General features: G+C 64.6%; 19 protein-coding genes and 3 pseudogenes. 14 read left to right on the top strand and 8 right to left on the bottom strand.

From position 1 onward, the window contains the following. Positions 1 to 5 precede the first annotated feature (5 nt). Genes HB681_RS26845 through HB681_RS26790 form a run of 12 tightly spaced genes read left to right on the top strand, consistent with a single transcriptional unit; the run spans position 6 to position 12,959 of the window. The gene (locus tag HB681_RS26845; protein WP_213957933.1) at positions 6 to 1,031 is read left to right on the top strand and encodes a TRAP transporter substrate-binding protein; all 1,026 of its coding nucleotides are present in this window, start codon (positions 6 to 8) and stop codon (positions 1,029 to 1,031) included. Between the two features lie 34 nt (positions 1,032 to 1,065). Continuing rightward, positions 1,066 to 1,863: a phytanoyl-CoA dioxygenase family protein gene (locus HB681_RS26840; protein ID WP_213957932.1), complete on the top strand. Its 798-nt coding sequence runs from the start codon at positions 1,066 to 1,068 to the stop codon at positions 1,861 to 1,863. A 17-nt stretch (positions 1,864 to 1,880) separates the two neighbouring features. Then, positions 1,881 to 2,291 carry a nuclear transport factor 2 family protein gene (locus HB681_RS26835; RefSeq protein WP_213957931.1) on the top strand — a complete coding sequence of 137 codons (411 nt, stop codon included), beginning with the start codon at positions 1,881 to 1,883 and terminating at the stop codon, positions 2,289 to 2,291. Next, a complete protein-coding gene (locus HB681_RS26830) occupies positions 2,288 to 4,144 on the top strand; it encodes a TRAP transporter large permease subunit (RefSeq protein WP_213957930.1) in 1,857 nt (618 codons plus the stop codon). The genes HB681_RS26835 and HB681_RS26830 overlap by 4 nt, the downstream gene beginning before the upstream one ends. 30 nt (positions 4,145 to 4,174) lie before the next feature. After that, positions 4,175 to 5,725, top strand: coding sequence for an AMP-binding protein (locus tag HB681_RS26825; RefSeq protein ID WP_213957929.1), 1,551 nt, complete (start codon positions 4,175 to 4,177; stop codon positions 5,723 to 5,725). A gap of 41 nt (positions 5,726 to 5,766) precedes the next feature. After that, on the top strand, positions 5,767 to 7,020 hold the full coding sequence (locus HB681_RS26820) for a beta-ketoacyl synthase N-terminal-like domain-containing protein (protein WP_213957928.1): 1,254 nt from the start codon (positions 5,767 to 5,769) through the stop codon (positions 7,018 to 7,020). Between the two features lie 47 nt (positions 7,021 to 7,067). Beyond that, a complete protein-coding gene (locus tag HB681_RS26815) occupies positions 7,068 to 8,090 on the top strand; it encodes a TRAP transporter substrate-binding protein (protein ID WP_256354563.1) in 1,023 nt (340 codons plus the stop codon). 15 nt (positions 8,091 to 8,105) lie between these two features. Beyond that, complete coding sequence (locus HB681_RS26810) at positions 8,106 to 8,903, top strand: phytanoyl-CoA dioxygenase family protein (RefSeq protein ID WP_213957927.1); 798 nt, start codon at positions 8,106 to 8,108, stop codon at positions 8,901 to 8,903. Beyond that, on the top strand, positions 8,887 to 9,936 hold the full coding sequence (locus HB681_RS26805) for a phosphotransferase family protein (protein ID WP_213957926.1): 1,050 nt from the start codon (positions 8,887 to 8,889) through the stop codon (positions 9,934 to 9,936). The genes HB681_RS26810 and HB681_RS26805 overlap by 17 nt, the downstream gene beginning before the upstream one ends. A gap of 28 nt (positions 9,937 to 9,964) precedes the next feature. Beyond that, the gene (locus HB681_RS26800; RefSeq protein WP_213957925.1) at positions 9,965 to 11,242 is read left to right on the top strand and encodes an acyl-CoA dehydrogenase family protein; all 1,278 of its coding nucleotides are present in this window, start codon (positions 9,965 to 9,967) and stop codon (positions 11,240 to 11,242) included. After that, a complete protein-coding gene (locus tag HB681_RS26795; RefSeq protein ID WP_213957924.1) occupies positions 11,239 to 12,036 on the top strand; it encodes an enoyl-CoA hydratase-related protein in 798 nt (265 codons plus the stop codon). Before HB681_RS26800 ends, HB681_RS26795 begins: the two co-directional genes overlap by 4 nt. Before the next feature lie 14 nt (positions 12,037 to 12,050). Continuing rightward, positions 12,051 to 12,959, top strand: coding sequence for a LysR family transcriptional regulator (locus HB681_RS26790; RefSeq protein ID WP_213957923.1), 909 nt, complete (start codon positions 12,051 to 12,053; stop codon positions 12,957 to 12,959). Here the strand turns inward: HB681_RS26790 and HB681_RS26785 are convergent. The 5 genes and pseudogenes from HB681_RS26785 to HB681_RS26765 all read right to left on the bottom strand — a co-directional run. Then, positions 12,954 to 13,955 carry a TRAP transporter substrate-binding protein gene (locus tag HB681_RS26785; RefSeq protein ID WP_213957922.1) on the bottom strand — a complete coding sequence of 334 codons (1,002 nt, stop codon included), beginning with the start codon at positions 13,953 to 13,955 and terminating at the stop codon, positions 12,954 to 12,956. The genes HB681_RS26790 and HB681_RS26785 overlap by 6 nt on opposite strands. 33 nt (positions 13,956 to 13,988) lie before the next feature. After that, positions 13,989 to 14,759, bottom strand: coding sequence for a phytanoyl-CoA dioxygenase family protein (locus tag HB681_RS26780; protein ID WP_213957921.1), 771 nt, complete (start codon positions 14,757 to 14,759; stop codon positions 13,989 to 13,991). Then, on the bottom strand, positions 14,756 to 16,387 hold the full coding sequence (locus HB681_RS26775; RefSeq protein ID WP_213957920.1) for an AMP-binding protein: 1,632 nt from the start codon (positions 16,385 to 16,387) through the stop codon (positions 14,756 to 14,758). The genes HB681_RS26780 and HB681_RS26775 overlap by 4 nt, the downstream gene beginning before the upstream one ends. A gap of 12 nt (positions 16,388 to 16,399) precedes the next feature. Then, complete coding sequence (locus tag HB681_RS26770) at positions 16,400 to 18,277, bottom strand: TRAP transporter large permease subunit (RefSeq protein WP_345944752.1); 1,878 nt, start codon at positions 18,275 to 18,277, stop codon at positions 16,400 to 16,402. A 270-nt stretch (positions 18,278 to 18,547) separates the two neighbouring features. Next, positions 18,548 to 19,012, bottom strand: a pseudogene (locus tag HB681_RS26765) (tyrosine-type recombinase/integrase); the annotation flags it as partial. A gap of 140 nt (positions 19,013 to 19,152) precedes the next feature. Between HB681_RS26765 and HB681_RS26760 the strand changes: the two are divergent. After that, positions 19,153 to 19,347 (top strand): transposase, encoded by a 195-nt coding sequence (locus HB681_RS26760; protein WP_213957919.1) that lies wholly within the window; start codon positions 19,153 to 19,155, stop codon positions 19,345 to 19,347. 388 nt (positions 19,348 to 19,735) lie between these two features. On the opposite strand, the pseudogene HB681_RS26755 reads toward HB681_RS26760, so the two are convergent. Next, positions 19,736 to 20,131: pseudogene (locus tag HB681_RS26755) on the bottom strand (phospholipase D-like domain-containing protein); the annotation flags it as partial. A gap of 454 nt (positions 20,132 to 20,585) precedes the next feature. On the opposite strand from HB681_RS26755, the gene HB681_RS26750 reads away from it, so the two are divergent. Then, the gene (locus tag HB681_RS26750) at positions 20,586 to 20,936 is read left to right on the top strand and encodes a hypothetical protein (protein ID WP_213957918.1); all 351 of its coding nucleotides are present in this window, start codon (positions 20,586 to 20,588) and stop codon (positions 20,934 to 20,936) included. A gap of 523 nt (positions 20,937 to 21,459) precedes the next feature. Here the strand turns inward: HB681_RS26750 and HB681_RS26745 are convergent. Both HB681_RS26745 and HB681_RS26740 read right to left on the bottom strand, forming a co-directional pair. Continuing rightward, complete coding sequence (locus tag HB681_RS26745; RefSeq protein ID WP_213957917.1) at positions 21,460 to 22,425, bottom strand: PDR/VanB family oxidoreductase; 966 nt, start codon at positions 22,423 to 22,425, stop codon at positions 21,460 to 21,462. Positions 22,426 to 22,453: 28 nt separating this feature from the next. Beyond that, a pseudogene (locus tag HB681_RS26740) lies at positions 22,454 to 22,825 on the bottom strand (aromatic ring-hydroxylating dioxygenase subunit alpha); the annotation flags it as partial.

The raw sequence follows: 22,825 nt of genomic DNA, 5'->3' as shown, positions 1-22,825 counted from the left end.
TGCAAATGATTCATCCCGCATCGCGGCTCGGGCGCCGCCGCCTTGTGCTGGGCGCCGCCGGCGCCGCCACGCTGCCGCTGATCACCCTGCCGCGCTTCGCGCACGCGGCGGAGTTCAACTACAAGTACGGCAGCGAACTGCCCGTCACCCATCCGCAAGTCATCCGCGCGAAAGAGGCCTGCGATGCCGTCAGGAAGGACACCGGCGGCCACGTCGACATCGAGATGTTCCCTGCCGGTGCGCTGGGCAGCATCACGGACATGATCTCGCAGGTACGTTCCGGGGCATTGCAGATGCTCAACGTCGCGACCGCGAGCCTGACCACCTTCGACCCCAAGGCGAACCTGTCCATTCCTTACGCTTTCAAGGACTACGCCGCGGTGTGGGCCGCGATGGACGGAGAACTCGGCGCGTACTCGCGCCGCGTCGTCAGCCGCTTCGGAATCCACGTGTTCGACAGCATGTGGGACCACGGCTTCCGCCAGATGACGACGCGCACGAAGGCGATCACTTCGCCAGAGGATCTGCAGGGCTTCAAGATCCGCGTGGCGCTGGTGCCGATGTACGTGTCGCTCTTCAAGGCGCTTGGTGCGGCGCCCACGGCAATCAATTTCAGCGAGCTGTACACGTCTCTGCAGACGCGCGTGGTCGATGGTCAGGAGAATTCGCTCGCCCTCATCGACAGCGCCCGCTTCTACGAGGTGCAGCAGTACGTGTCTGTCACCAACCACATCTGGGAAGGCTACGTCACGTCGGTCAACGATGCGACATGGAAGCGGCTTCCGGCCGACCTGCAGGGCATCGTGCAGCAGCGCTTCCGCGAGGCGACGCTGCGCCAGCGCAGGGACATGGCCGATCTGTCGGGCACCTTGCAGGCGCAATTGCAGACCAAGGGCATGAAGTTCAACAACGTGGAGCCGACCCCCTTCCGCGAAGCGCTGAGCAAGGCCGGCTTCTACAAGGAATGGCAGCAGAAGTTCGGACCCGAGGTCTGGAACATCCTCGAGAAGTACACCGGCGCACTGGCCTGATCGCACGAATCATTGAATCCAAGGAGACCTACCCATGCTTACCCCCGAACAGATCGCAAGCTACGAACGCGACGGATACCTGCTGCTGCCCGAGTTGTTCACCCCCGCCGAGATCGCCGTGGTGCGCCGCGCCGCCTCCGACATCTATGCCATGGACCGTCCTGAAGTCTGGCGCGGCAAGGACGGAGAGTTCCGCCTGGCATTCGGTGTACAGCACTATCACCCGGTGTTCGACCTTTTCCTGCGCCATCCCCGGCTGGTTGAGCCCACGCGCGAGTTGCTTGGTGGCGACGTCTATTGCCACCAGTACAAGCTCATCAACAAGCAACCCTTCGGCAAGCTCGATTTTCCATGGCACCAGGACTTTGCCAACTGGAGCAAGTTCGACGGCATGCCCGAGCCGCGCGCGCTGAACATTTCGGTGTTCCTCGACGAGGTCAACGAGTTCAACGGACCGGTCATCTTCATCCCGGGTGCGCACAAGGAAGGATTGATCCGAGCCGACGTGCTGCCGATGGAGGGGATCGACCAGGACGGAGCCCACACCATCCAGGGCCGCGAACTCGAGCGGATCGCGCGCGCCAACGGCATGGTGGCGCCCAAGGGCAAGGCAGGTACTGCCGTGCTGTTTCATCCGTACATGCCCCATGCGTCCTCGCCCAACCAGTCTCCATGGTCGCGCAGCACCATCTACCTCACGAGCAATCGCGTCGACAACCACATCAAGCGACCGACGCGACCCGAGTACGTGGCGCACACCGACTTCACGCCGCTGCGCGCCGTGGCCGACAACGCGCTGCTCACCTACGTCGAGGAGGCGGCCGCGGCCTGAGCCGTTGCCGCGCCGCCATGCAAGCCGCAGCCGACACAAATGAGTCGCTGATCCGTGTCATCGTGCAGTCGCACAACGATGCGCGCTGCGCAGCCATGCTCGAGCGCGACTTCACCGCGCTCGAAACGCTGCTGGACGATGCGCTCACTTACACGCATTCGACGGGCGTGACGGAATCCAAGGCGCAGTACCTCGATGCGTTGCGCACGGGCCGCGTGAAGTACCTGGGCCTGAAGCGCGAGTTGGACCATTTCCATGCCTGGGGCACTTGCGCCGTGATGCAGGGGCGGCTGGGGGTCGAGGCGGAGGTCGACGGCCAACCCTATGGCACCCGCGCGCTGTTTACAAGCACCTGGGTAAGGCAAGAGGGCAAGTGGAGGATGGCGGCCTGGGCCTCGACGCGTGAGAAAGCGGAGGCCTCGACATGAACCTGGAGCAAGCCTTGCCTCGCCCGAGTGCGTCCCGGGTGGGCGTCAATCTGACCGCCTGGCTGGTCAAGGGCGTGGAGGCGATCTGCGCCGCACTGCTGCTCGTCGAGATCGGCCTGCTGTTCGCAGGCGTGATCTGCCGCTACGTGCTGCACTACCCGTTGGTCTGGTCGGACGAACTCGCGTCGATCCTGTTCATCTGGCTCACCATGTTCGGTGCGGTGCTGGCCCTGCACAAGGGCTCGCACATGCGGCTGACCGCAATCACCTCGCGGTTCCCGCGCTGGGCGCCCCTGCTGGGCACGCTGTCGACCGTGCTGACGGCTGTTTTCCTCATCGTGCTGATGCAGCCTGTCTGGGAGCACGTGGAATCCGAATCGATCCTCACGACAGCGGCGCTCGGCATCCAGAACACCTGGCGGGTCTCTTCCCTGCTGGTGGGCCTCGGGCTGATGCTGCTGCTCACGCTGCTCGACCTCGCTCCGCGCATCGCGACGCGAGACTTCGCCATTTCCGCAGCGGTCGTGATCGTGCTGGGCACTGCCTTGTGGATCGCGGGTCCGGCGCTGCGCGCCATGGGCAACTACAACCTGGTGATCTTCTTCGTGCTGCTGGTCGGCCTGTGCATTGCGGCCGGGACGCCGATCGCATTCGCATTCGGCATCTGCACGGTGGCCTATCTCGTGTTCGCGAACGACGCACCGCTCACGATCGTGATCAGCCGCATGGACGAGGGCATGTCCCACATCATCCTGCTGGCGGTACCCCTTTTCGTGGTGCTGGGGCTGCTGTTGCAGATCACCGGCATCGCGAAGGCCATGATCGAGTTCCTCGCCTCGCTCCTGGGTCACGTGAAGGGCGGGCTGTCGTACGTGCTGCTGGCCGGCATCTACGTGGTGTCGGGCATCTCTGGCTCGAAGGCGGCCGACATCGCGGCCATTGCCCCGGCCTTGTTCCCCGAGATGCAGAAGCGCGGCTACAACAGCGGCGAGATGGGCGCGTTGCTGACCGCTTCCGCCGCAATGTCGGAGACGATTCCGCCGAGCCTGGTCCTCATCACGATCGGCTCTGTGGTGGGCGTGTCGATCTCCGCGCTGTTCACCGGCGGCGCGGTGCCTGCGCTGGTGCTGGCGATCGTGCTGGCCATCGTGGTCGGCTTCAAGGCGCGCCGCAATGCGCCGGCCGTCTCGCAGAAGGCGAGCAAGAAGGTCATCGCGAAGCTGTTCCTGGTCGCGGTTCCGGCGTTGTCCCTGCCGATCGTGATTCGCGTAGCTGTCGTGGAGGGCGTCGCCACGGCCACCGAGGTCGCCACCGTCGGCATCGTCTACGGTGTGCTGATCGGCCTGTTCGTCTATCGGCAGTTCGATGCGAAGCGTGTCTATCCGATCCTCATCGAGACGGCCACGCTGTCGGGCGCGATCCTGCTCATCATGGGCACGGCGACAGCCATGGGCTGGGCGTTGAGCCAGTCCGGCTTTTCGCGCCAGTTGGTGGCGGCCATGGCCAGCATGCCGGGTGGCGCCGCAGGCTTCATGGCGATCAGCATCCTGGTGTTCATCGTGCTGGGCTCGGTGCTCGAGGGCATCCCGGCGATTGTGCTGTTCGGGCCTCTGCTGTTTCCTGCCGCGCGTGCACTGGGCATCCACGACGTTCACTATGCGATGGTGGTCATCCTCGCGATGGGACTGGGCCTGTTCGCGCCGCCATTCGGCGTCGGCTTCTTCGGCGCCTGCGCTATCGGCAAGATCGATCCGAACGAGGCGGCGCGCTACATCTGGCCCTATCTGGCCGCATTGCTCGTCGGCGTGGTCGTGGTCGCCGCATTTCCGTGGCTGTCCATCGGCTTCCTCTGATCCCGCCGTTCCTCTCCAACCGAACTTCCAATGGCCATCACACAACTCTTTGCGCGCGGCGCAACGCTCTTTCCCGCGCGCATCTGCCTGCAGGATGCGACTGGCGCGCGGCGCTACGACGAGGTACATGCGATGGTCACGCGCATCGCGGGTCGCCTGAACGCCAGCGACCAGCCCACGGGCGAGAAGTGCGCGGTGTATTCGCCGAATGCGTCAGCGGCCGTCGAGTGCCTGCTCGGCATCCAGTGGGCTGGTGCGGTCTATGTACCGCTCAATCCCAAGAACCATGCAAGCGAGAACATTGCCATCCTCGACAACTGCGACGTGTCGACGCTGTTCTTCCATTCCTCACTGGCCAGCGAAGTCGACGTGTTGCGGGCGCATTCCCCGAAGCTCATGCGCTGCATCTGCATCGACGCAGCAGTCGCGGGCGCGCAGGCGCTGGAAAACTGGATCGGCGACATCGCGCCACGCCCGCAACCGTTCTCATGGGAGCCCAACGACGTGGTCAGCCTCTATTCCACCGGCGGCACCACAGGGCTGCCGAAGGGGGTGATGCTCACCAGCCTCAACTGGGACATTGCGGCCGCCAACTTTCATGCGCACACGCCCGTGCGGAGGCCGCCGGTGTTCCTGGCCGTGTCGCCGATCACGCACGCGGCAGGCACCTTCTCCTTCATGCTGATGGCGCTCGGCGGGCGCGCCGTGATCCTGCCGGGCTTCGATGCCGGCGCGATCCTGGACGCGATCGAGCGCGAGAAGGTCACTCACCTCTATCTGCCGCCGACGGCGATCTACATGTTGCTCGAGCACGCGAGCGTGCGGGGACGCGACTATTCGTCGCTCGAATATTTCATCTACACCTCGGCGCCGATGTCGGTGACCAAGCTGCGGCAGTGCCTGGAGATCTTCGGCCCGGTGATGATCCAGTTCTGGGGCCAGACCGAGGCACCGAGCTTCTGCACCTGCCTCTCGCGCGAGGACCACTCGGACTTGGCCGATTCGGGACGCGCACGCCGGCTGCTGAGCTGTGGCCAGCCCATGCTGCTCACGCCCGTGGCAGCCATGGATGACGACGGCCACCTGCTCGGTGCGGGGGAGAAGGGCGAACTCGTGGTCAATGGCCCGCTCGTGATGGCGGGCTACTACAAGAACGCGGCCGCCACCGCGGGGGTCTCGACGCACGGGTGGCACCACACCGGCGACGTTGGCTATGTCGATTCGGACGGCTTCGTCTTCATCGTCGACCGGAAGAAAGAAATGATCATCACCGGCGGCTACAACGTCTATCCGCGCGAGGTGGAGAGTGTGCTGCTGTCGCACACGGCGATCCAGGAGTGCGCCGTGGTCGGCGCGCCCGACGAGAAGTGGGGCGAAGCGGTTACCGGTGTGATCGAACTGAAGGCTGGCAGCACCCTCGATGCCGCTGAAGTCATGGCCTGGTGCAAGACGCAGCTCGGCAGCATCAAGGCGCCCAAGTCGGTCCAGATCTGGGCCGAATTGCCGCGCACCTCTGTCGGCAAGGTCGACAAGAAGGCCATCCGCAAGCGCTTCTGGGACGGCAATGACCGGGCCATCTGATTCCACTCATTTCAATCATCTGCAACCCAAGGAACAAACTCATGGATGACGTCTACGTGATTGGCACGGCCTGCACGGCCTTCGGAAAATTCCCGAACAAGAGCTTCAAGGACCTGACTCGCGAGGTCTACACCCAGCTGCTGTCGGACGCGGGGCTCGACGATGGCGAGCGCATCGACAGCTCGTGGTTCGGCAACGTGAAGATGGAGATGTTCAAGCAGCCGAACATCCGCGGGCAGGTGTGCTTCTCCGAACTCGTGGCCGAGGGCCTGTTCCCGGAGTATGTGCCGATGGTCAACGTCGAGGGGGCCTGTGCCACCGGCTCGCTCGCATTCCACGGTGCGTGGAAGGACGTGCTCTCCGGCACTGCGGACGTCTCGCTGGCAGTCGGCGTCGAGAAGACCTTCATACCGGACGATCCGAAGCGGCAGTACGAGTTGTTCACCGGTGGTCTCGACCAGATGAACCCGGAAGTCTGGCACGAATACTTCCGCAGGGCCGGCGAGAAGATAGACCGCCCGTTCGTGCTCAACGGCGCGGGTGGCACCCTGAACATGGACACCTATGCGATGCAGGCGGCCTACCACATGGCCAAGTACGGCACCACGCAGCGCCAGTTCGCGATCGCGGCTTCCAAGACGCACCACAACGGAAGCCTCAACCCGCTGGCCCAGTACCAGTTCGAGGTCAGCGTCGACAAGGCCATGACGGACCGCGAGATCAGCTTTCCACTCACACGCTCGATGTGCGCGCCGATCGGCGACGGCGCGGCTGCAGCGATCCTGTGCTCGAAGCGCGTCTTCGACACGCTGCCTGCCGCAGTGCGGGAGCGGGCGGTGAAGGTGCGTGCATCATCGCTTGCGAACGGCAAGTACCGCGACATCGACGAGCCCGGCGTCAGCCATGTCGCGGCGCGTCATGCCTATGCCTTCGCCGACATCGCACCCGGCGACATCGACCTGGCGGAAGTGCACGACGCCACGACCTACGGAGAGATCTACCAACCCGAGATGCTCGGCTTCTGCGATTTCGGCGAGGGTGGGCGCTTCGCGGAATCTGGTGGCTCCGCAATCGGCGGCCGCACGCCGATCAACACCTCGGGTGGTCTGATCTCGAAGGGCCACCCGGTCGGCGCCACGGGGCTCTCGATGATCCACGAGATCACCGCTCAGTTGCGCGGTGAGGCCGGGCCGCGACAGGTGAAGGACGCCGACATCGGCTTGGCTGAGAACGCCGGCGGCACGATGGGTTTCGACGACGCGATCTGCGCCATCACGGTCCTGCAGCGCGCCTGAACGCGGCGCGCGTTCCATTCGAATCGAATACAACGGAGACAAGCACCATGGCCACCACTATCACGCGCAGGAAGATGATCACCGGCTCGCTCGCGGCAGGCGCGGCAATTTCGACCCTGAGCCTTCCGCGCTTTGCCCGTGCCGCCGAGTTCAACTACAAGTTCGGCAGCTCGATGGCGCCCAACCATCCGTCGACCGTGCGCAACGAGGAAGCGTTCAAGAAGATCCGCGAAGAGAGCGGCGGCCGCGTAGACATCCAGTCCTTTCCCGGCGGCGCTCTTGGCAGCGACATCGACATGGTTTCGCAGGTGCGCTCCGGCGCCATGCATTTCATGTACCTGCCGCAGGGGCATCTGTCGAGCATGGACCCGCGGGGTGCACTGCACAGCGTGCCTTTTGCCTTCAAGACCTACGACGACGTCTGGGCTGCGATGGACGGTGACTTCGGTGCCTACCTGCGCACCATCTACACCAAGGTCGGCCTGCATGCCTTCGAGAAGGCGAGCGACCATGGCTTCATGCAGATGACCACGCGCACCAAGCCGATCAACACGCCCGACGACATGAAGGGCCTGAAGGTGCGCGCCTCGGTGGTGCCCCTGTACGTGTCCCTGTTTCGCTCGCTCGGCGCATCGCCGGTGGCCATCCCCTTCCCCGAGCTGTACGTTGCGCTGCAGACGCGGGTGGTGGACGCGCAGACCAATCCGCTTCAGCTCCTCGAGATCGCCAAGCTCTACGAGGTCCAGAGCTTCTGTTCGCTCACTTCCCACACATGGGAGGGCTACTACAACTGCGCCAATGCCAAGGTGTGGGCGAGCCTTCCGCCCGACATGCAGGCGATCGTCTCGAAGAACATCAATGCCGCGACGCTGCTCGCGCGGGACGACCTGGCCAAGTTCAACGTGACCGTCGAGACCAACCTCAAGGCCAAGGGCATGACCTTCAACCGGCCGGACCGCGAACCGTTTCGCGTCGCGCTGCAGAAGGCGGGCTTCTACAAGGAGTGGCGCGAGAAGTTCGGGCCCGAGGCCTGGGGTGTCCTTGAAAAGTATGCCGGCGGTTTGGCCTGAACAGGAGATGTCGCAATGAAACTCAGCGACGAGCAACTTCGCTTCTTCGACGAGCAGGGCTACCTGTTCTTTCCCGACTGCTTCGATGCCGAGGAGATGGCGGTGCTGCAGGCGCAGGCCGCCCGCGTGCTCGCCGAGCCGCGCGAGGAAATCCGTCGCGAGAGGTCAGGCGTGCCGCGCACTGCCTTCGCGGTGCACCGCTACAACGAAGTCTTCGATGTGCTGGCGCACGATCCCCGGCTTGTCGAGCCGCTGGAGCAGATCTTCGGCGAGCCGGTGTACATGCACCAGTTCAAGATCAATGCGATGGCCGCCTTTGCCGGCGAGACCTGGCAGTGGCACCAGGACTTCCCGTCATGGCAGCGCTTCGACGGGATGCCCGCGCCGCGCGCGATGAACATCGCACTGTTCCTCGATGAGGTGAAGCCGATCAACGGCGCTCTGATGCTGATTCCGAAGAGCCATCGGCACGGCGCGCTGCCGGACGCCTACGACGACATCACGACCTCGCATCCCGGTTGGTATCTGAAGCCCGACGTCGTCTCGGAGATGGCGGAGCAGGGCGGGATAATCGCGCCCACCGGCCGCCCGGGCAGCCTGCTCATGTTCCACGCGAACATGGCGCACGGTTCGCCTCCCAACATGACACCGTATCCGCGCCGCATCGTCTACCTGACGCTCTCTGCGGTGTCGAACCATCTGCGCGGCCAGCAGCAGCGGCCCGAGTACATCGCGCACACCGATTTCACGCCAGTGCGCGCGGGCTCGCCCGATGCGCTGCGTGAGCGGGCCCGACATGCAGAACCCGCCTGAGCGTGCGGCGGGGACGGCCGGCTTCGATCCCGAGAGGCTCGACGCCTTCCTGCAGCGCGAGGTCCCGGGCCTGCGCGGGCCGATGCAACTGGAACGCATCGGCGGCGGCCAGTCCAATCCGACTTTCTTCCTGAGCTACGACAACCGCCGCATGGTGCTGCGCAAGAAGCCGGCCGGCGTCGTGCTGCCGTCGGCACATGCGGTGGACCGCGAGTATCGCGTGATGCGCGCGCTCGCCGACAGCGCGCTGCCTGTACCGTCGATGGTGCTGTATTGCGAATCGGTCGACGTCGTCGGCACGCCTTTCTACGTCATGGATCGCATCGAGGGCCGCATCTTTCCGACGCATGCGCTGCCGGGTGTTGCGCCCGCGGAGCGCCGTGCGCTCTACCTCGCCATGGCCGACACGATGGCCACGCTGCATAGGCTCGACTGGGCCGGGTTCGGCCTCGAAGGCTTCGGCAAGCGCGGCGCCTTCTTCGAACGGCAGTTGCGCCGCTGGGCAGGGCAATGGGCCCTGTCGCGCACCGGCGAGAACGCTGACCTCGATACGCTGCTGCGCTGGCTCGGCCAAAACCTGCCGGAGGATGATGAAACCACCCTGGTGCACGGCGACTTCAAGATCGGCAACCTGATGTACCACCCCTCGGAGCCGCGCGTGATCGGCGTGCTCGACTGGGAACTGTCCACGCTCGGACATCCGCTGGCCGATGTGGCATTCAACACTGTGGCCTGGCGCACGCTGCCGACGGAGTACGACGGGATCCGCGGCCTCGACCTGGCAGCGCTCGGCATCCCGTCGGAGGTCGAGTACCTGGATCGTTACTACCGCGCGGCAGGACGGCGCTCCAAGGTGCAGCCTTTCCACTGGGCCTTTGCCTTCATGCGCTGGGCCGTCATCTTCGAGGGCATTGCCGCGCGCTCGCGGGCAGGTACCGCCGTGGCCGGCAACGCAGCGCATGTCGGTTCGCTCGCCGCCGCGATGGCGAGGCGCGGCCTCGAGGCCATCGACGAGCCGATGCACACCACCTGAACGAACAACACCAAGGAACACGTCCCTCATGGAATTCGCCTACACCGAAGCCAACCTCGCGCTGCAACGCCGCTTGCGCAATTTCATGCATGACCGGGTGCTTCCGCAGAACGCCGCGTGGGAGCGCATCGCGGCGAAGGGGCGCTTTCCGAGCGAGATCGTCGAACCGCTCAAGCGAGCGGCCCGTGCCGAGGGACTCTGGAACCTGTTCCTGCCAGGCTTGCGTTCGGGCGAGCCGGGTACGCGGTTGTCGAACATCGAATACGCCCCTCTTGCCGAAATCATGGGTCGTATCCCATGGGCCTCGGAGGTCTTCAACTGCAATGCGCCCGACACCGGCAACATGGAACTGCTGCACTTGTTCGCGACCCCGGCGCAGGCCAGTCGCTGGCTGGTGCCGTTGCTCGATGGCGTGATCCGCTCCTGCTTCTCGATGACCGAGCCCGACGTGGCCTCGTCGGATGCCACCAACATCCGCACCACGATCCATCGCGAGGGCGACGACTACGTCATCAACGGCCGCAAGTGGTTCATCACCGGCGCGTTGCATCCGCTGTGCCGCGTCTCGATCGTGATGGGCGTGAGTGACCAGAGCCCCGAAGCGCCGCGACATGCGCGGCACTCGATGGTCATCGTGCCGCTGGACACCCCGGGTGTACGCATCGTGCGCAATGTGGCGATCATGAACCACCACACGCCCGAAGGCCATTGCGAGATCGAGTACCGCGACGTGCGGGTTCCGGTGTCCAACCTCCTCGGGGAGGAGAACGCGGGCTTCGCGCTGGCGCAGGCGCGCCTCGGGCCGGGTCGGGTTCACCACTGCATGCGCACCATCGGACAGTGCGAACTGGCGCTGGACCTCATGTGCGACCGCGCCTTGCAGCGGCAGGCTTTCGGCAAGCGCTTGTCCGATTTCGCGAACGTGCAGGACTGGATCGGCTACTCGCGCGTCGAGATCGACCAGGCGCGACTCTTCGTGCTGCGTGCTGCCTGGGTCATGGATGAGCAGGGGAACAAGGCCGCGCAGATCGACGTGTCGGCGATCAAGCTGGTCGCGGCGCAGCTGCAGACCCGCGTGCTGGATCGGGCAATCCAGGTGTTCGGCGCGATGGGGCTGACGCCCGACACGCCACTGGCCTTTCTCTGGAGCTGGGGCCGTGCGTTCCGGTTCTTTGACGGGCCTGACGAAGTCCACCTGCGCACGCTGGCTCGCCATGAACTGTCGCGGGTCAAGAAGGAACCGGGTGCCGCCACGCGCTACCAGGTGCCCCCCATGGAGCACGAGGTGGTGGAGGCCGCGGCATGAGCTACCCAGAGCGAGCGAGCGCTGACGAGCCGGTGCTTGATTGGCGCAGCCCCGAAGGCGTGGCGCACATCCGCTTCAACCGCCCCCGCTCGCTGAACGCGATCGATGTGGCCGTGGCGCAAGGGTTCAGGATGGCCTGCCAACGGATTGCAGAAGACCCGCAGGTGCGCGTCGTCGTCGTCAGCGGCGAAGGTCGCGCCTTCATGGCCGGCGGAGATCTCGGCGCGATGCGCGACGACCCGCAGGCTACCGCGCAGTCGTTGATCGAAGGAATGCACGGTGGCATCCGCATTCTTGCGCGCCTGGCTGCGCCGGTCATCGCAAGCCTGCATGGCGCGGTGGCCGGCGGCGGGCTGGGACTGGCACTGGCCTGCGACTTGGGCATTGCCGCGGAAGGCACGCGCTTCAACCTGGCTTATCCGAAGATCGGCGCCAGCTCCGATTGCGCCACCTCCTGGGCGCTCCCGCGCTTGGTGGGACTGCGCCACGCCCTGGAGATCGCGCTGCTGTGCGAGCCGGTGGAAGCGCACGAGGCCTTGCGCCTTGGCCTCGTGAACCGGGTCGTTCCCGCCGCGTCGCTGCAGTCCGAGACCGAGGCCATGGCACTGCGTCTTGCCCAGGGCCCGCGCGAGGCGCTGGGGCGGCTCAAGCGCCTGGTGCGCGAATCGCTGGAACGCACCCTCGATCAGCAGCTCGACGCGGAGGCCGCATCCTTCGTTGCCTGTGCCGGCACGTCCGATTTCCAGGAAGGCGTGTCCGCCTTCCTCGAGAAGCGAGCGCCGCGCTTCGCGTAGCGGCCGCAACCGTCATGGACATACGACGACTCGAACATTTCGTCGCGGCCGCGGACGCCGGCAGCCTGTCGCTCGCCTCGCGGTACCAGTACATCTCCCAGTCGGCGCTGACGCGCCAGATCCAGCTGCTCGAGCGCGAATTCGACGTCGCGCTGTTCGAGCGAAACACGCGTGGCGTGGTGCTGACCGAGGCCGGCGAACTGCTGCGGGAACGCGCGAGGTCCTTGCTGACCCAGATCGGCCACCTCAAGCGCGAGGTCAACGAGCTCGATCGCGAGCCCTCCGGCACGTTGCGAATGGGCATGCCACCCTCGGTGCGCGAGGCCATGGGCGTGTCACTCATCACGCGTTATCGGAATGCGTACGCGCGTGTCCACCTCGAGGTGATGGAAGGCCTGTCGTACAACCTGGCCAAGATGCTGAGCGATGGCACGCTCGACTGCGCGATCTTCATTGGGGACGATGCGTCCGGCCTGCCCATCGTCATGCACAACCTGCGCACCGAGCCGGTGGTAGCCGTGAGCCACGTCGACGCAGGCCTGCGAATGAACCGGCCGGTCGACCTCGAGTGGGTCGTGCGGCAGCCGTTGGTGGTGGCGCGCTCGAATCGAAAGTCGCTCGGACTCGACCGCGAGTGCGCCCTGCGCGGCCTGGTCCTCAACGTGGTCATGGACATCCAGGCGCTGCACCTCGGACTCGACCTCGTGCAATCCGGAATGATCTCGCTGGTGGTCCCTTATTCGGCGGCGGCTGCTGCGCTGCTCGCAGGCAAGGTCAGCGCTGCGCCAGTCGAAGCGCTGAGCACGACCTGGGTCGCAGGCTGGCCTGCGGAAAACGCGCCCAACCTGGCGACGCGCAAGCTCATCGAATGGATCAAGCTCGAGGCCGAGCACTGGCCGGAACTCGCATCGGCCAGTTCATGAGGTGGCGCCGGTCGCGTTCTCGAACGCGGTCCAGATCTCCTTCGGGAACTTGCCCTTCCAGTCGTTGTAGAAGCCACTCGTGCGCAGTTGCGCCTTGAAGCTGGCCACGTCCACGTCATTGAACTTCAGGCCCTTGCCGCGCAGGGTCTGCTCTGTGTTGTTGTTCAGGTTCTCGTTGGTCTTGCGCTGCGCGATGGCTTCCTCGTTGAAGGCATCGGCGCAGACCTTGCGCAGGTCCTCTGGCATCGAGGCCCACGCCTTGCCATTCGCGAGAAACCACATGCCGTCCCACATGTGATTGGACTTGGAGCAGAACTGCTGTACCTCGTAGAGCTTGGCCAGGTTGATGAATCCGAGCGGGTTCTCCTGCCCGTCGACCACCTTGGTCTGCAGCGCCACGTAGGTGTCCGACCAGTTGATCGAGGTCGGAGCCGCGCCGAGTGACTTGAACAGCGACAGCCACATCGGGCTCACCGGCACGCGAATCTTCAGGCCTTCGAGGTCGCGCGCGTTCACGATCGGCTTGACGTTGTTGGTGATCTGCCGGAAGCCGTTGTCGTACATCTTTTCCATCGGCACCAGCCCGGCCTTCTCGATGTCGGCGCGAATCAGGCCTCCGAGCTTGCCGTCCATCGCGGCCCATACTTCGTCGTGGTTCTTGAAGGCAAAGCCAACGCCACTGATCGCGGAAGATGGCACGACGTTCGAAAGGATGAGCGTCGACAGCGTCTGAAACTGGATTGCACCGGCGCGCAGTTGCCCGAGCATCTCCGTGTCGCCGCCGAGCTGGTTGTTCGGGAACACGTCGATCTGCACCGCGCCGTTGGTGCGCTGCGCGATCTTCTCGCAGGCCTTGGCGGCATGGATGTGCAGCGGATGGTCCGTCGGGGCGTTGTGCGCGTACTTGAACTTGAAGTTGCTCTTGGCCATCGAGCCGATCGAGAATCCGGCCGTGCCCGCCGCAATGCTGAACTTCAGGAAGCTTCTCTTGTCCATGGTGTCCGTCTCCGTTGTGATGGTGTTGTCGATTCAGGGAAGCGCGCGAAAGGCCTCGCCGCGAAACGGCTGTCCGTTCTCGAGGCGCAGTTCGCGGAAGCATTCGGGGGTGTCCTTGCCGAACGCGCGCTGCAGGTAGAAGGCCTTGTCGCCGAAGAATCGCAGCGACAGCGTGCGGCGGCGCTGCCCCGCGCGTGTCGGGCCACCGCCGTGCAGGATCGACGGATGGAACATCAGTGCATCGCCCGGTGCCATGGCCCACCCGAGGATGTCGAAGTGCTCGCGTGCGTCCTCGATGCGCGGAACCGGCGGCAGGCCGGTCGTTCCCACGCCGCGCTGCTCGTAGAGCGGTCCCTTGTGCGAGCCGCGTACGAATTCCAGCGCCGACTCTCGCGGCACCGGATCGAAACTCATCCACAGCACGGCCAGATGCGGCCCGTCAAAGCTGAGGTACGAAGTGTCCTGGTGCCAGGCCGTGCGCTGGGCTTTCTCGGCGCCGCCCTCCTTGAAGAACACCTGCTCGAAGGCGAACCACAGCTCGCGCGTGCCCATCGCCTCGCGTACTCGGTCCTTGAGCGGCGCGTGTTCGAGAAAACTCGCGTAGCCGTCGAAGGCTTCCGGGTTGCCGGTGTCGACATAGAAGGTGCCTGAGTCGCCCTTGGTGTAGTTGGAGCTTCGCGGCCCCGGGTGCGCGATGCTCCATTCGAAGCACTTGCGCGCCTCGTCCAGCCAGTGTCCGGTGAGCGCGGCGGGGATGTGCACGACGCCGTCGCGCTCGAAGTTCATCTGCTGTTCTGTCTTCATTCGCTGGTCGCCTTTTCCGTTGATTGCCTGTCACGCTGTTCCTGCAGCCCGTCCCAGGTGTTCGCTGTGACGCCCTGGAGGCGCAGCTCTGCCTTCTTCACCTTCGCGGTTGCCGTCTTCGGCAGCCCCGGCATGAATTCCACGTAGCGCGGCAGGCAGAAGCGGGGCAGGCGGGTCGAGAGGAAGGCCACGAGTTGTGACGGGTCGAGCATCGCGCCCGGCCGGATGACGACGCAGGCCTTGACTTCATCCTCGACGTATTCGCTCGGAACGGCCACGACCGCGCATTCCTCGACTTCCGGGTGCTCGCCGATGGCCTGCTCGACCTCGAAGCTCGAGATGTTCTCGCCGCGGCGCCGGATCGCGTCCTTGATGCGATCGACGAAGACGATCTGCCCATCCTCCGCAAAGCGTGCGGCGTCGCCAGTGTGGAACCAGAAGTTCTGCCAGGCCGCCACGGTCGCTTCCGGCATGGCGATGTAGCCGTTCATCATGGTCCACGGCTCCATCGGCCGGACCCAGAGTTCGCCGACCTCACCCTGCGGCACCGGCAGGCCTTCGGCATCGACCACGACAGCTTGCACTTCCCTGCGCACCCAGCCCGCCTTGCCGGCCTCGGCGAAGCCCACCGGTGCACGGCTCACGACCGCGGCCTCGGTCGAGCCATAGGCGGCCGCGACCTGTTCGATGCCAAAGCGCTCCTGGAAATGCGGCAGTTCCTGCGGCACTGGAACCAGCAGCATCTTCCGCAGGCCATGCTGGCGGTCCTTCGGCCCCGGCGGTTGGCCAAGCAGGAAGTGCACCATCGAGCCAAGCAGGAAGCAGTAAGTCGCCTTGTAATGCGCCGCGGTCTCCCAGAACGCGCTCGCGCTGAAGCGCGGCACGATCACCGCGCTGGCACCCGCCACCAGCGCGTTGTAGACGCCAGCCCATTGGCCGCCCATGTGGAACAGCGGCAGCACGATCAGCGCCACGTCATCTTCGCTCGCCGCACCGAACATGGATGGGTGGGCATAGGTGTAGGCATGCGCCTGGCTGTTGATCGAACCCTTGGAAGGGCCCGAGGTCCCGGAGGTGTAAAGAATCGCGATCGCGTCCGAGGCCCTGTGCTCGGCCGGCGAATCCGGCACGCCGCGTCGCAGTTCACCGAAATTCATGACGCTCAGGCGCGGTGCATGGACGGTATCGCTGTTGCCGCGCACGACCAGCGTGCGCAGTTCCTCCAGCTCGCCGCGGATCGCAAGCACACGCTCCACGTACTGCGCCTCGATGATCATCACCTTGGCGCCGGACGTGTTGATCGCATGAGACAGCGAGGCACCCACATATGCTGTATTGATCGGCACTTCGATGCGCGCCGTGAGCGCGGTGGCCATCCAGCACCGCACGAAGTCGACGTGGTTGTCCAGCATCATCAGCACGGTCTCCTGGCGACCGACGTTGAGGCGTGACAGGCCGCCTGCAATCAGCAACGCGCTGTCGTGCAGCTCACGGTAAGTCAGGCCCTCGCGCGTGTCGTGCACCGCGAGCTTGTCGGGGTGTTTGTCCAGCGCGCGGGCGAAGACGCTGCCGATATGGCGGTCCTGCAACGGCGGCAACTCGCCAAGGTTGAATTCGGGAAGGGACATGTAGGTCTCGTTTCAGTACTTGAGCAGTGTCAATTGAGGAACGAAGGCAACGACCAGCAAGCCGGCAAGCACGACGGCGAGGTACCGCCAGATGTGCCGCGAGGCGAGCGCGGTCTCGACCTTGCCCATGCCGCACGCGAGGTAGAAGCCCACACCGATCGGCGGTGCGAAAAGGCCGATTCCCATCGCCAGGATCACAACCATCGCGTAGTGCACGTCGTCGATGCCGAGGGCGCGCGAGGCTGGATACAGCAACGGTGCGAACAGCACGATGGCCGGAATGCCTTCGAGCAGCGAGCCGACGAGGATGAAGATGCAGATGCTCACGAGCAGGAACATTGCCCGCCCGCCCGGCAGCGTCTTCACCAGCCCGGCCAATTCATTGGACACGCCGGACTGGCTGATGACCCAGGCCATCGCCGTTGCGGTGCCCATGATGAGCAGGATCGCGCCGGAAGTGGTTGCCGTCTCGACCAGCAATGGATACAGCTTTCTCAGGTCCAGGCACCGGTAGATGAGCCAGCCGGCAAGCAGTGCGTAGACAATGCCGAGGGTCGCCACCTCGGTGGCGGTCGCCACGCCGTTGACGATGGCGCCGCGGATGACGAAGGGCAGCCCGAACGCGGGCAGCGCGACAACAAAGAGGTGGCCGACCTCGCGCGCGGGAACCTTCCGGGCCGAAGGCTTGGGCAACTTGCGCGCACGCAATGCGACATACAACCACAGCGCGACTGCGATCACCAGCGCCGGCATCAATCCGCCTTTGAACAAGGTCGAGATCGAAATGCCCATCACCGAACCGATTGTGATCAACACGAGGCTCGGTGGGATGGTCTCGGACATCGCAGCCGATGCGGAGAGCAGGGCAGCCATGTCTCCTTCGTCGTAGCCGCGGCGCTTCATGTCCGGGAACAGTGCCGGCGCGATCGCCGCGATGTCCGCGGCCTTGGAACCCGAGATGCCGGAAACCACGTACATCGCCACGATCAGCACGTAGTTGAGCCCCCCGCGCACGCGCCCAAGCAGTGACGCGAGAAATCCGATCATGGCCTGTGCGAGCCCGGTCACCTGGAGCAGGAGGCCAAGCGCGACGAACAGCGGTATCGCGAGCAGGATCAGGTGCGACATGCCTTCCTCGAAGCGCATGGTGACGATGCTCATGGGCGTACCGTCAGCGCACAGAACGTACAGGGCGCTCGCCGCAGCAAATGCGAACGCGATGGGGATGCCGGTGACCAGCAAGGCGCCGAGCACCACGAAGAACAGCAGCAGTGACCAATGACCCAGTGCTTCTATCTGTTCGGAGAAACCGTAGAAGCCCGCGACCAAGATGCCCACGCCAACTGCTGCAACCGCGATGTGCGACCACGCGCGTCGCCGTATGACGAGTTCGAGTTCGGAGACCAGCATCAGCGAGAGGCCGACCGGCAGCGCCGCATGACGTACCACGTTCGGAATCCCAAGTGCGGGCGATGACTGGCCCCATTCAGCGAAGCAATATTCGACGGCCACTGGGATAAGCGTACCCAGTGTCACCAGTGTCGCCACGCTCGCGACGGCGGCGAACTTGTCGCCATGCCGAGGCAGCGCGGAGACCAACGCGCTCATGCGAATGTGTTGCCCTCCATGGCCTGCGAGCGTTGCGCCAAGCACGCCGACCCAGATCAGCACCACGCTTGCCACCTCGTCTGACCAGACCAACGGACGATGCAGCGCATAACGCCAGAACACCGACGCCAGAAGCAGCACGATTTCGACGGCGATCAATGACGCGGCGATCGCGGCGATGCCGGCGTAGAGGCAATTCAGCAGGCGCGCCGCTCGCCCCGGAACGGGATCGCGGCGCGGCCAGTCGGCGGCTTGCGTCGCGAATTGAATGGGAACCTGCACGTTTGCTCCGGCCGTTGTCGTTGCAGCGACTGTGCGGGAGGTCCCGTGGCTTGGGAAGTGCGTTTATTGGTTCGCGGCCATGCGCGTTTTCGAAGGCGCGACCGTTGCGCATGTCGACGAGGAGGGGAGGGGCTTGGCGCGATCGTGTCGCCTGCAGCAAGGCGGGTATGCAGCGTTATGCACAGCGCGTAGTTATGAACAGTTGGTCCAGCAGCGCGACGTTGCCGGCCTCGTACGAAGACGGCGGTCGCGCCTCTGAACTGCGCGTAATCACAACGTCTTGAGGAACTTCAACAGCTCGTCGTCCGCCCGGAACCGACGTGGGACCAGGTTGGGATCCTGAAGCCTGGCTAGCGCCTTCTCCTTCATGGCGAGATCGGCCTCTACGTACTGATGCGTTGTCGCCGGACTCTCGTGTCCGAGCCACAGGGCGATCACGCTGATGTCCACGCCCGACTGCAGAAGGTGCATGGCCGTCGAGTGCCTCAGGCAGTGCGGTGAGATAGTTCTCCCGCCCAGGCTCGGCATCGTGAGCGCGGCGGCCTTGACGGCCAATGCCAGGCGCTGCGTCACGTTGGATCCCGTCATCGCCTGTCCTCCACGGTTGGGCAGCAGCGCCGACGTGGGAGTCAGGTCCGGGTTGGACTTCAGCCAGGCGCGGATCACCTTGACCGTTGATCGCCAGAGCGGCACAGACCGCTGCTTGCGTCCCTTGCCATGCAGATGCACGCAGGCCGTGCCCGGCGGCGGGGTGGCCCCGGACGGCCAGCACTGGATCGCCTGCCGTCCGGGTGTCTTCCCATGCGGGTGCGGGCGGCTCCGGTCCGGGCGACCTCTTCGACGCCAACGTGGTAGTCGCGCTTGTAGTTGAAGGTATGGACGATCACGGTGACGAACAGTGTGCCGGTACGGGTGCTGTCGCCGCTGGCTTCGTCGACGTCCAGGTGGCCTTCGCGTGGAAAGACTATCGCCACGAGTGGCGACGCAAGGTCCTGCGCCTGGGTGCGCAGGAGTTCGTCTGCCGATTCCTGCTGCATGTGCTGCCGACGGGCTTCCAGCGCCATTCGTGACTATCGCTGGCCAATCGCTACCGCAAGATCAAGCTCGACCGCTGTCGCCAACGGGCGTGTCCAGATGGTGCGCATCGAATCCTTCCTGGCGGGAATCTTGCCGCGAGGTCCACCGAGCACGCTGCCATGAACGCGATTTCAAACGGTCGGTACCAACGCTCGTGCGCAGCGACAGCGTCACCTTGCGCGCTGGCGACATTGGCAGAGAACATCCCATCGCCGCGCGCACTCGGCACCAGCAATGCACATGTCGGCGACGCTCCCGCTCCGGATCGGTCTCAAGCCGGCAACACGCACGCCGCCCATCCGCGGACCTTTGACAGCTCGGTCCGGATTCATTCCCCATAGCAGCCTAGTCTAGGCAGCGCCCCCAATATCATGCCGTCGATCAATAGCTGCTCTCGACGGCAAAGCTTTGCGCCCAGCGACTCTCCCAGTGCGCAAGGTAGCGCTTCGCCAGGCTCGCGTTGTCCCACACCACGAGGACTTTCTCCGAATTGGATTTCGCAGCAGCTTGGCTGTAGTTGAAAGAGCCCGTTTCCGTGTGCCTGCCGTCGACAACGATGTACTTGTCGTGATGGATCGCATAGGAAGAGATCGCGCGGATCGGAATGCCAGCCCCTGCGATGAGGTTCATCGCCGCGATGCTCGACTTTCCCCTGTTGCCCTTGTCATCGACGAACGTGAATGAATAGGCGGGCAGCCGGATGGATTGGTGCGCCGAATCGAGCACTTTGATGACGAGCGCTGCAGAGCCTGCTTCCGGCGAAAAGACAACTTCGATGCGGGCAGCAGACCCCGCAGCGATTGCGGGTGCTGACTGGGTCGCGGCCAGCGGTAGCGGTCCACGCGACCACCAACAGCGTATTGATCAGGATTCTCAAAGGGAGAGCTTGTGCAATGACTTGGGTTTGAAAAGACCACTCTACAGCGGTGTGCACGACGTGGGCGATTGCGGCATTTGCGCAGCACGTTGCGCAGTCGATCCTTCTGCGGGCCGACTTGGAATTCCAACAAGAAGACCACGACTTAACACTCGCCGGCCGCGCCATTAAGGCGATCGATGCTGAAGGCGATTTATCACCGAGCAACTTGGATGTCACGCCCATCCACAAGGAGGCGTCGAGGGCAATTTGCGTAGGGTGCCGCCGACAGACACGCGCGAAAGGCGCGCACACCGTCGAAAGCGTTGTGAGCGCGAACTCGCTGCTTTCCACGTCACACTGAAGGAGACTCACATGACAAAACTGAAATCAGTCGCGCTGTCCGCGTGCCTTGCGTTTGGCTTCGGTTGCGCATTCGCCCAAACCGGGGGCGGCGCTGCTGGCGGTAGCCCAAACGGCGGTCCGCCGCCCAACACCAATTCATCAGCGGCCGGATCGGTCAATGGCTACAAGGACTCTAAGCCGAGCGCCAGCGATAGCAAGGCCGGCGGATCGACGTCCGACGCCGGTGCACGCACCACCACGCCCATCGATGCGATGAACAATGCTATCTCCAAGGATCCGCGCGTCAAGGACCCCAACTCGAATGACGGCCTGCCGTCGCGCGCGGCCGCTGGCGGTAAGTCGACATTGGACACAAAGTGATGCATTCCGGTTTCAAGATGTGCGCTGGCGAGCGGCTGCCAATGGTCTCGGCAACACTGCCTCCCAGCCGGCCGGCTTGGTCATTGGAACGGCCGGAATGGGCCGGCTTTCATCACTTGAAGCCTCGGCATCTAATACAGATGAGGCCATGACGCCGCTGCCCGCGCGGCGCTTTGTGCGGCGCCCGACCGGAAAGCCGAGAGCGTCCGCCGCGACTTGCGTTATGACGGTATAGGAGCCGCTTCGAACTTGGTGACAGCCGCATGCCGAAGTCGCCCGTGTCGGCCGGATCACAGACCTGCCAGTGTCTCTCCGGCGATTCAACGTCGAAGCTGACCCGGTCGCCGAAGCAGACGTAGGGAACTACTGCGTACTGAACCCTGTCGAGTAGCGCCTGCCTATTGCTATCGAAGTCGTTCAGCACAGATAGGCGGAGGACACCGTCCTTCGCATCGCACATGACATCCGATGCCACGGCCGCGTTGGGCGGCATCCTTCACGTTAGAGCGCATCGCCGCGCGCCTCAGAGGTCCAGTACCAGCATGGGCGACTTCGAGCGCGAGCAGCAGGGCGTGAACTGGTCGTTGGCACCCTGTTCTTCCGGCGTCAGGTACATGTCCTTATGGTCGGGCTCTCCTTCCAGCACGCGCGTCAGGCAGGTGCCACATACGCCTTGCTCGCAGGACGTGGCGACCTCGATACCGGCGGCGGCCAGTGCTTCGACCACCGTCTTGTCCTTCGGCACCGCGATGATCCGCCCGGAGCTCGCCAACTTGACCTGGAAGCTCTCGTCGCTTTCGGACTTGGCGATCTCGGCACCAAAGAACTCGTAGTGCAGTTGTTCTTCGGGCCAGCCGGCCGCGCGGGCCGTGCCCAGTACCCAGTCCATGAAGCCCTTCGGGCCGCAGACGTACAGATGCACGCCGGCGCGGCGCTCCGCCAGGACCGCGTCGAGTTGCAGTTTCTGCGCGGCTTCACCGTCATCGAAATGGAACGCCACCTGCGTGGCAAAGCCCGAGCGCTCGATGCGCTCGCGGAACGCCGCGCGGTCGGGCGAGCGTACGCAGTAGTGCATGTCGAACGGCGCGCCGGTGACGGCCAGTCGCTCGGCCATGCACAGGATCGGCGTGACGCCGATGCCACCAGCCAGGAGGATGCTGTGGGCCGAACCATGGGCCAGCGGAAAGTGGTTCTTCGGAGCACTGATGTGCAGTAGGTCGCCCTCGGCCACCTCATCATGCATGGCGCGCGAGCCGCCGCGGGAACCGGTGTCGCGCAACACGCCAATCATGTAGCGGTGCGACTCGCCCGGGTCGTTGCAAAGCGAGTACTGGCGTGTCAGGCCGCCCGGGAGGTGCACATCGACGTGCGATCCCGCGGAAAACGCGGGTAGCGGGCGGCCGTCGTCGCGCACCAGCTCGAAACTGGCGATGTCAACCGCCTCGGTCGTCTTGCGCGCCACGCGCACCTGCAGGTCTGAAGCATTCACTGGGGTTCTCCGTGCAATGAAGATCGCGTCAGGCCGACACAGTCGCCGTCGCAGCCGTGTTCGACACCGCTGCGGTGTCCGCCTGCTCGGCTGCGAGGATGCGCTCGAGCACGCGGCGGGACTGGACGCCGCCCGAGTCGATGTTGAGCTTCAGCAATTGCCGCTCGGGATGCGCAAGAAGGTTCTGCTGCTGGCGTTCCAGCATCTCCAGATCCTCCGAGAAGATCTTGCCCTGGCCTTCCCGGATGCTGGCCGTGAGCGCCTTGTCGTGTGGATTGAAGTTGCGTGCCATCCCCCAGAAGTACCAGATCGAGGTCTCGGTCTCCGGCGTGATGAAGTCGACCACGATGCTCGAGGCCTTGACCTTTGGATCGGCGTTGTAGCCGCCGTGGCCGGCGTG

It is taken from the genome of Variovorax sp. dw_954 (genome assembly GCF_018449755.1).
Classification (GTDB): domain Bacteria; phylum Pseudomonadota; class Gammaproteobacteria; order Burkholderiales; family Burkholderiaceae_C; genus Variovorax.
This window is presented reverse-complemented; position numbering and strand designations above follow the sequence as displayed.

Bases quoted from the DNA above. Each gene is read 5' to 3' on its own strand.
- HB681_RS26815 (WP_256354563.1), top strand. From the start codon at position 7,068: ATGGCCACCACTATCACGCGCAGGAAGATGATCACCGGCTCGCTCGCG.
- HB681_RS26840 (WP_213957932.1), top strand. From the start codon at position 1,066: ATGCTTACCCCCGAACAGATCGCAAGCTACGAACGCGACGGATACCTG.
- HB681_RS26830 (WP_213957930.1), top strand. From the start codon at position 2,288: ATGAACCTGGAGCAAGCCTTGCCTCGCCCGAGTGCGTCCCGGGTGGGC.
- HB681_RS26835 (WP_213957931.1), top strand. From the start codon at position 1,881: ATGCAAGCCGCAGCCGACACAAATGAGTCGCTGATCCGTGTCATCGTG.
- HB681_RS26795 (WP_213957924.1), top strand. From the start codon at position 11,239: ATGAGCTACCCAGAGCGAGCGAGCGCTGACGAGCCGGTGCTTGATTGG.
- HB681_RS26805 (WP_213957926.1), top strand. From the start codon at position 8,887: ATGCAGAACCCGCCTGAGCGTGCGGCGGGGACGGCCGGCTTCGATCCC.
- HB681_RS26790 (WP_213957923.1), top strand. From the start codon at position 12,051: ATGGACATACGACGACTCGAACATTTCGTCGCGGCCGCGGACGCCGGC.
- HB681_RS26845 (WP_213957933.1), top strand. From the start codon at position 6: ATGATTCATCCCGCATCGCGGCTCGGGCGCCGCCGCCTTGTGCTGGGC.
- HB681_RS26775 (WP_213957920.1), bottom strand. From the start codon at position 16,387: ATGTCCCTTCCCGAATTCAACCTTGGCGAGTTGCCGCCGTTGCAGGAC.
- HB681_RS26750 (WP_213957918.1), top strand. From the start codon at position 20,586: ATGACAAAACTGAAATCAGTCGCGCTGTCCGCGTGCCTTGCGTTTGGC.
- HB681_RS26785 (WP_213957922.1), bottom strand. From the start codon at position 13,955: ATGGACAAGAGAAGCTTCCTGAAGTTCAGCATTGCGGCGGGCACGGCC.
- HB681_RS26800 (WP_213957925.1), top strand. From the start codon at position 9,965: ATGGAATTCGCCTACACCGAAGCCAACCTCGCGCTGCAACGCCGCTTG.
- HB681_RS26780 (WP_213957921.1), bottom strand. From the start codon at position 14,759: ATGAAGACAGAACAGCAGATGAACTTCGAGCGCGACGGCGTCGTGCAC.
- HB681_RS26760 (WP_213957919.1), top strand. From the start codon at position 19,153: ATGGACGATCACGGTGACGAACAGTGTGCCGGTACGGGTGCTGTCGCC.
- HB681_RS26825 (WP_213957929.1), top strand. From the start codon at position 4,175: ATGGCCATCACACAACTCTTTGCGCGCGGCGCAACGCTCTTTCCCGCG.
- HB681_RS26820 (WP_213957928.1), top strand. From the start codon at position 5,767: ATGGATGACGTCTACGTGATTGGCACGGCCTGCACGGCCTTCGGAAAA.
- HB681_RS26810 (WP_213957927.1), top strand. From the start codon at position 8,106: ATGAAACTCAGCGACGAGCAACTTCGCTTCTTCGACGAGCAGGGCTAC.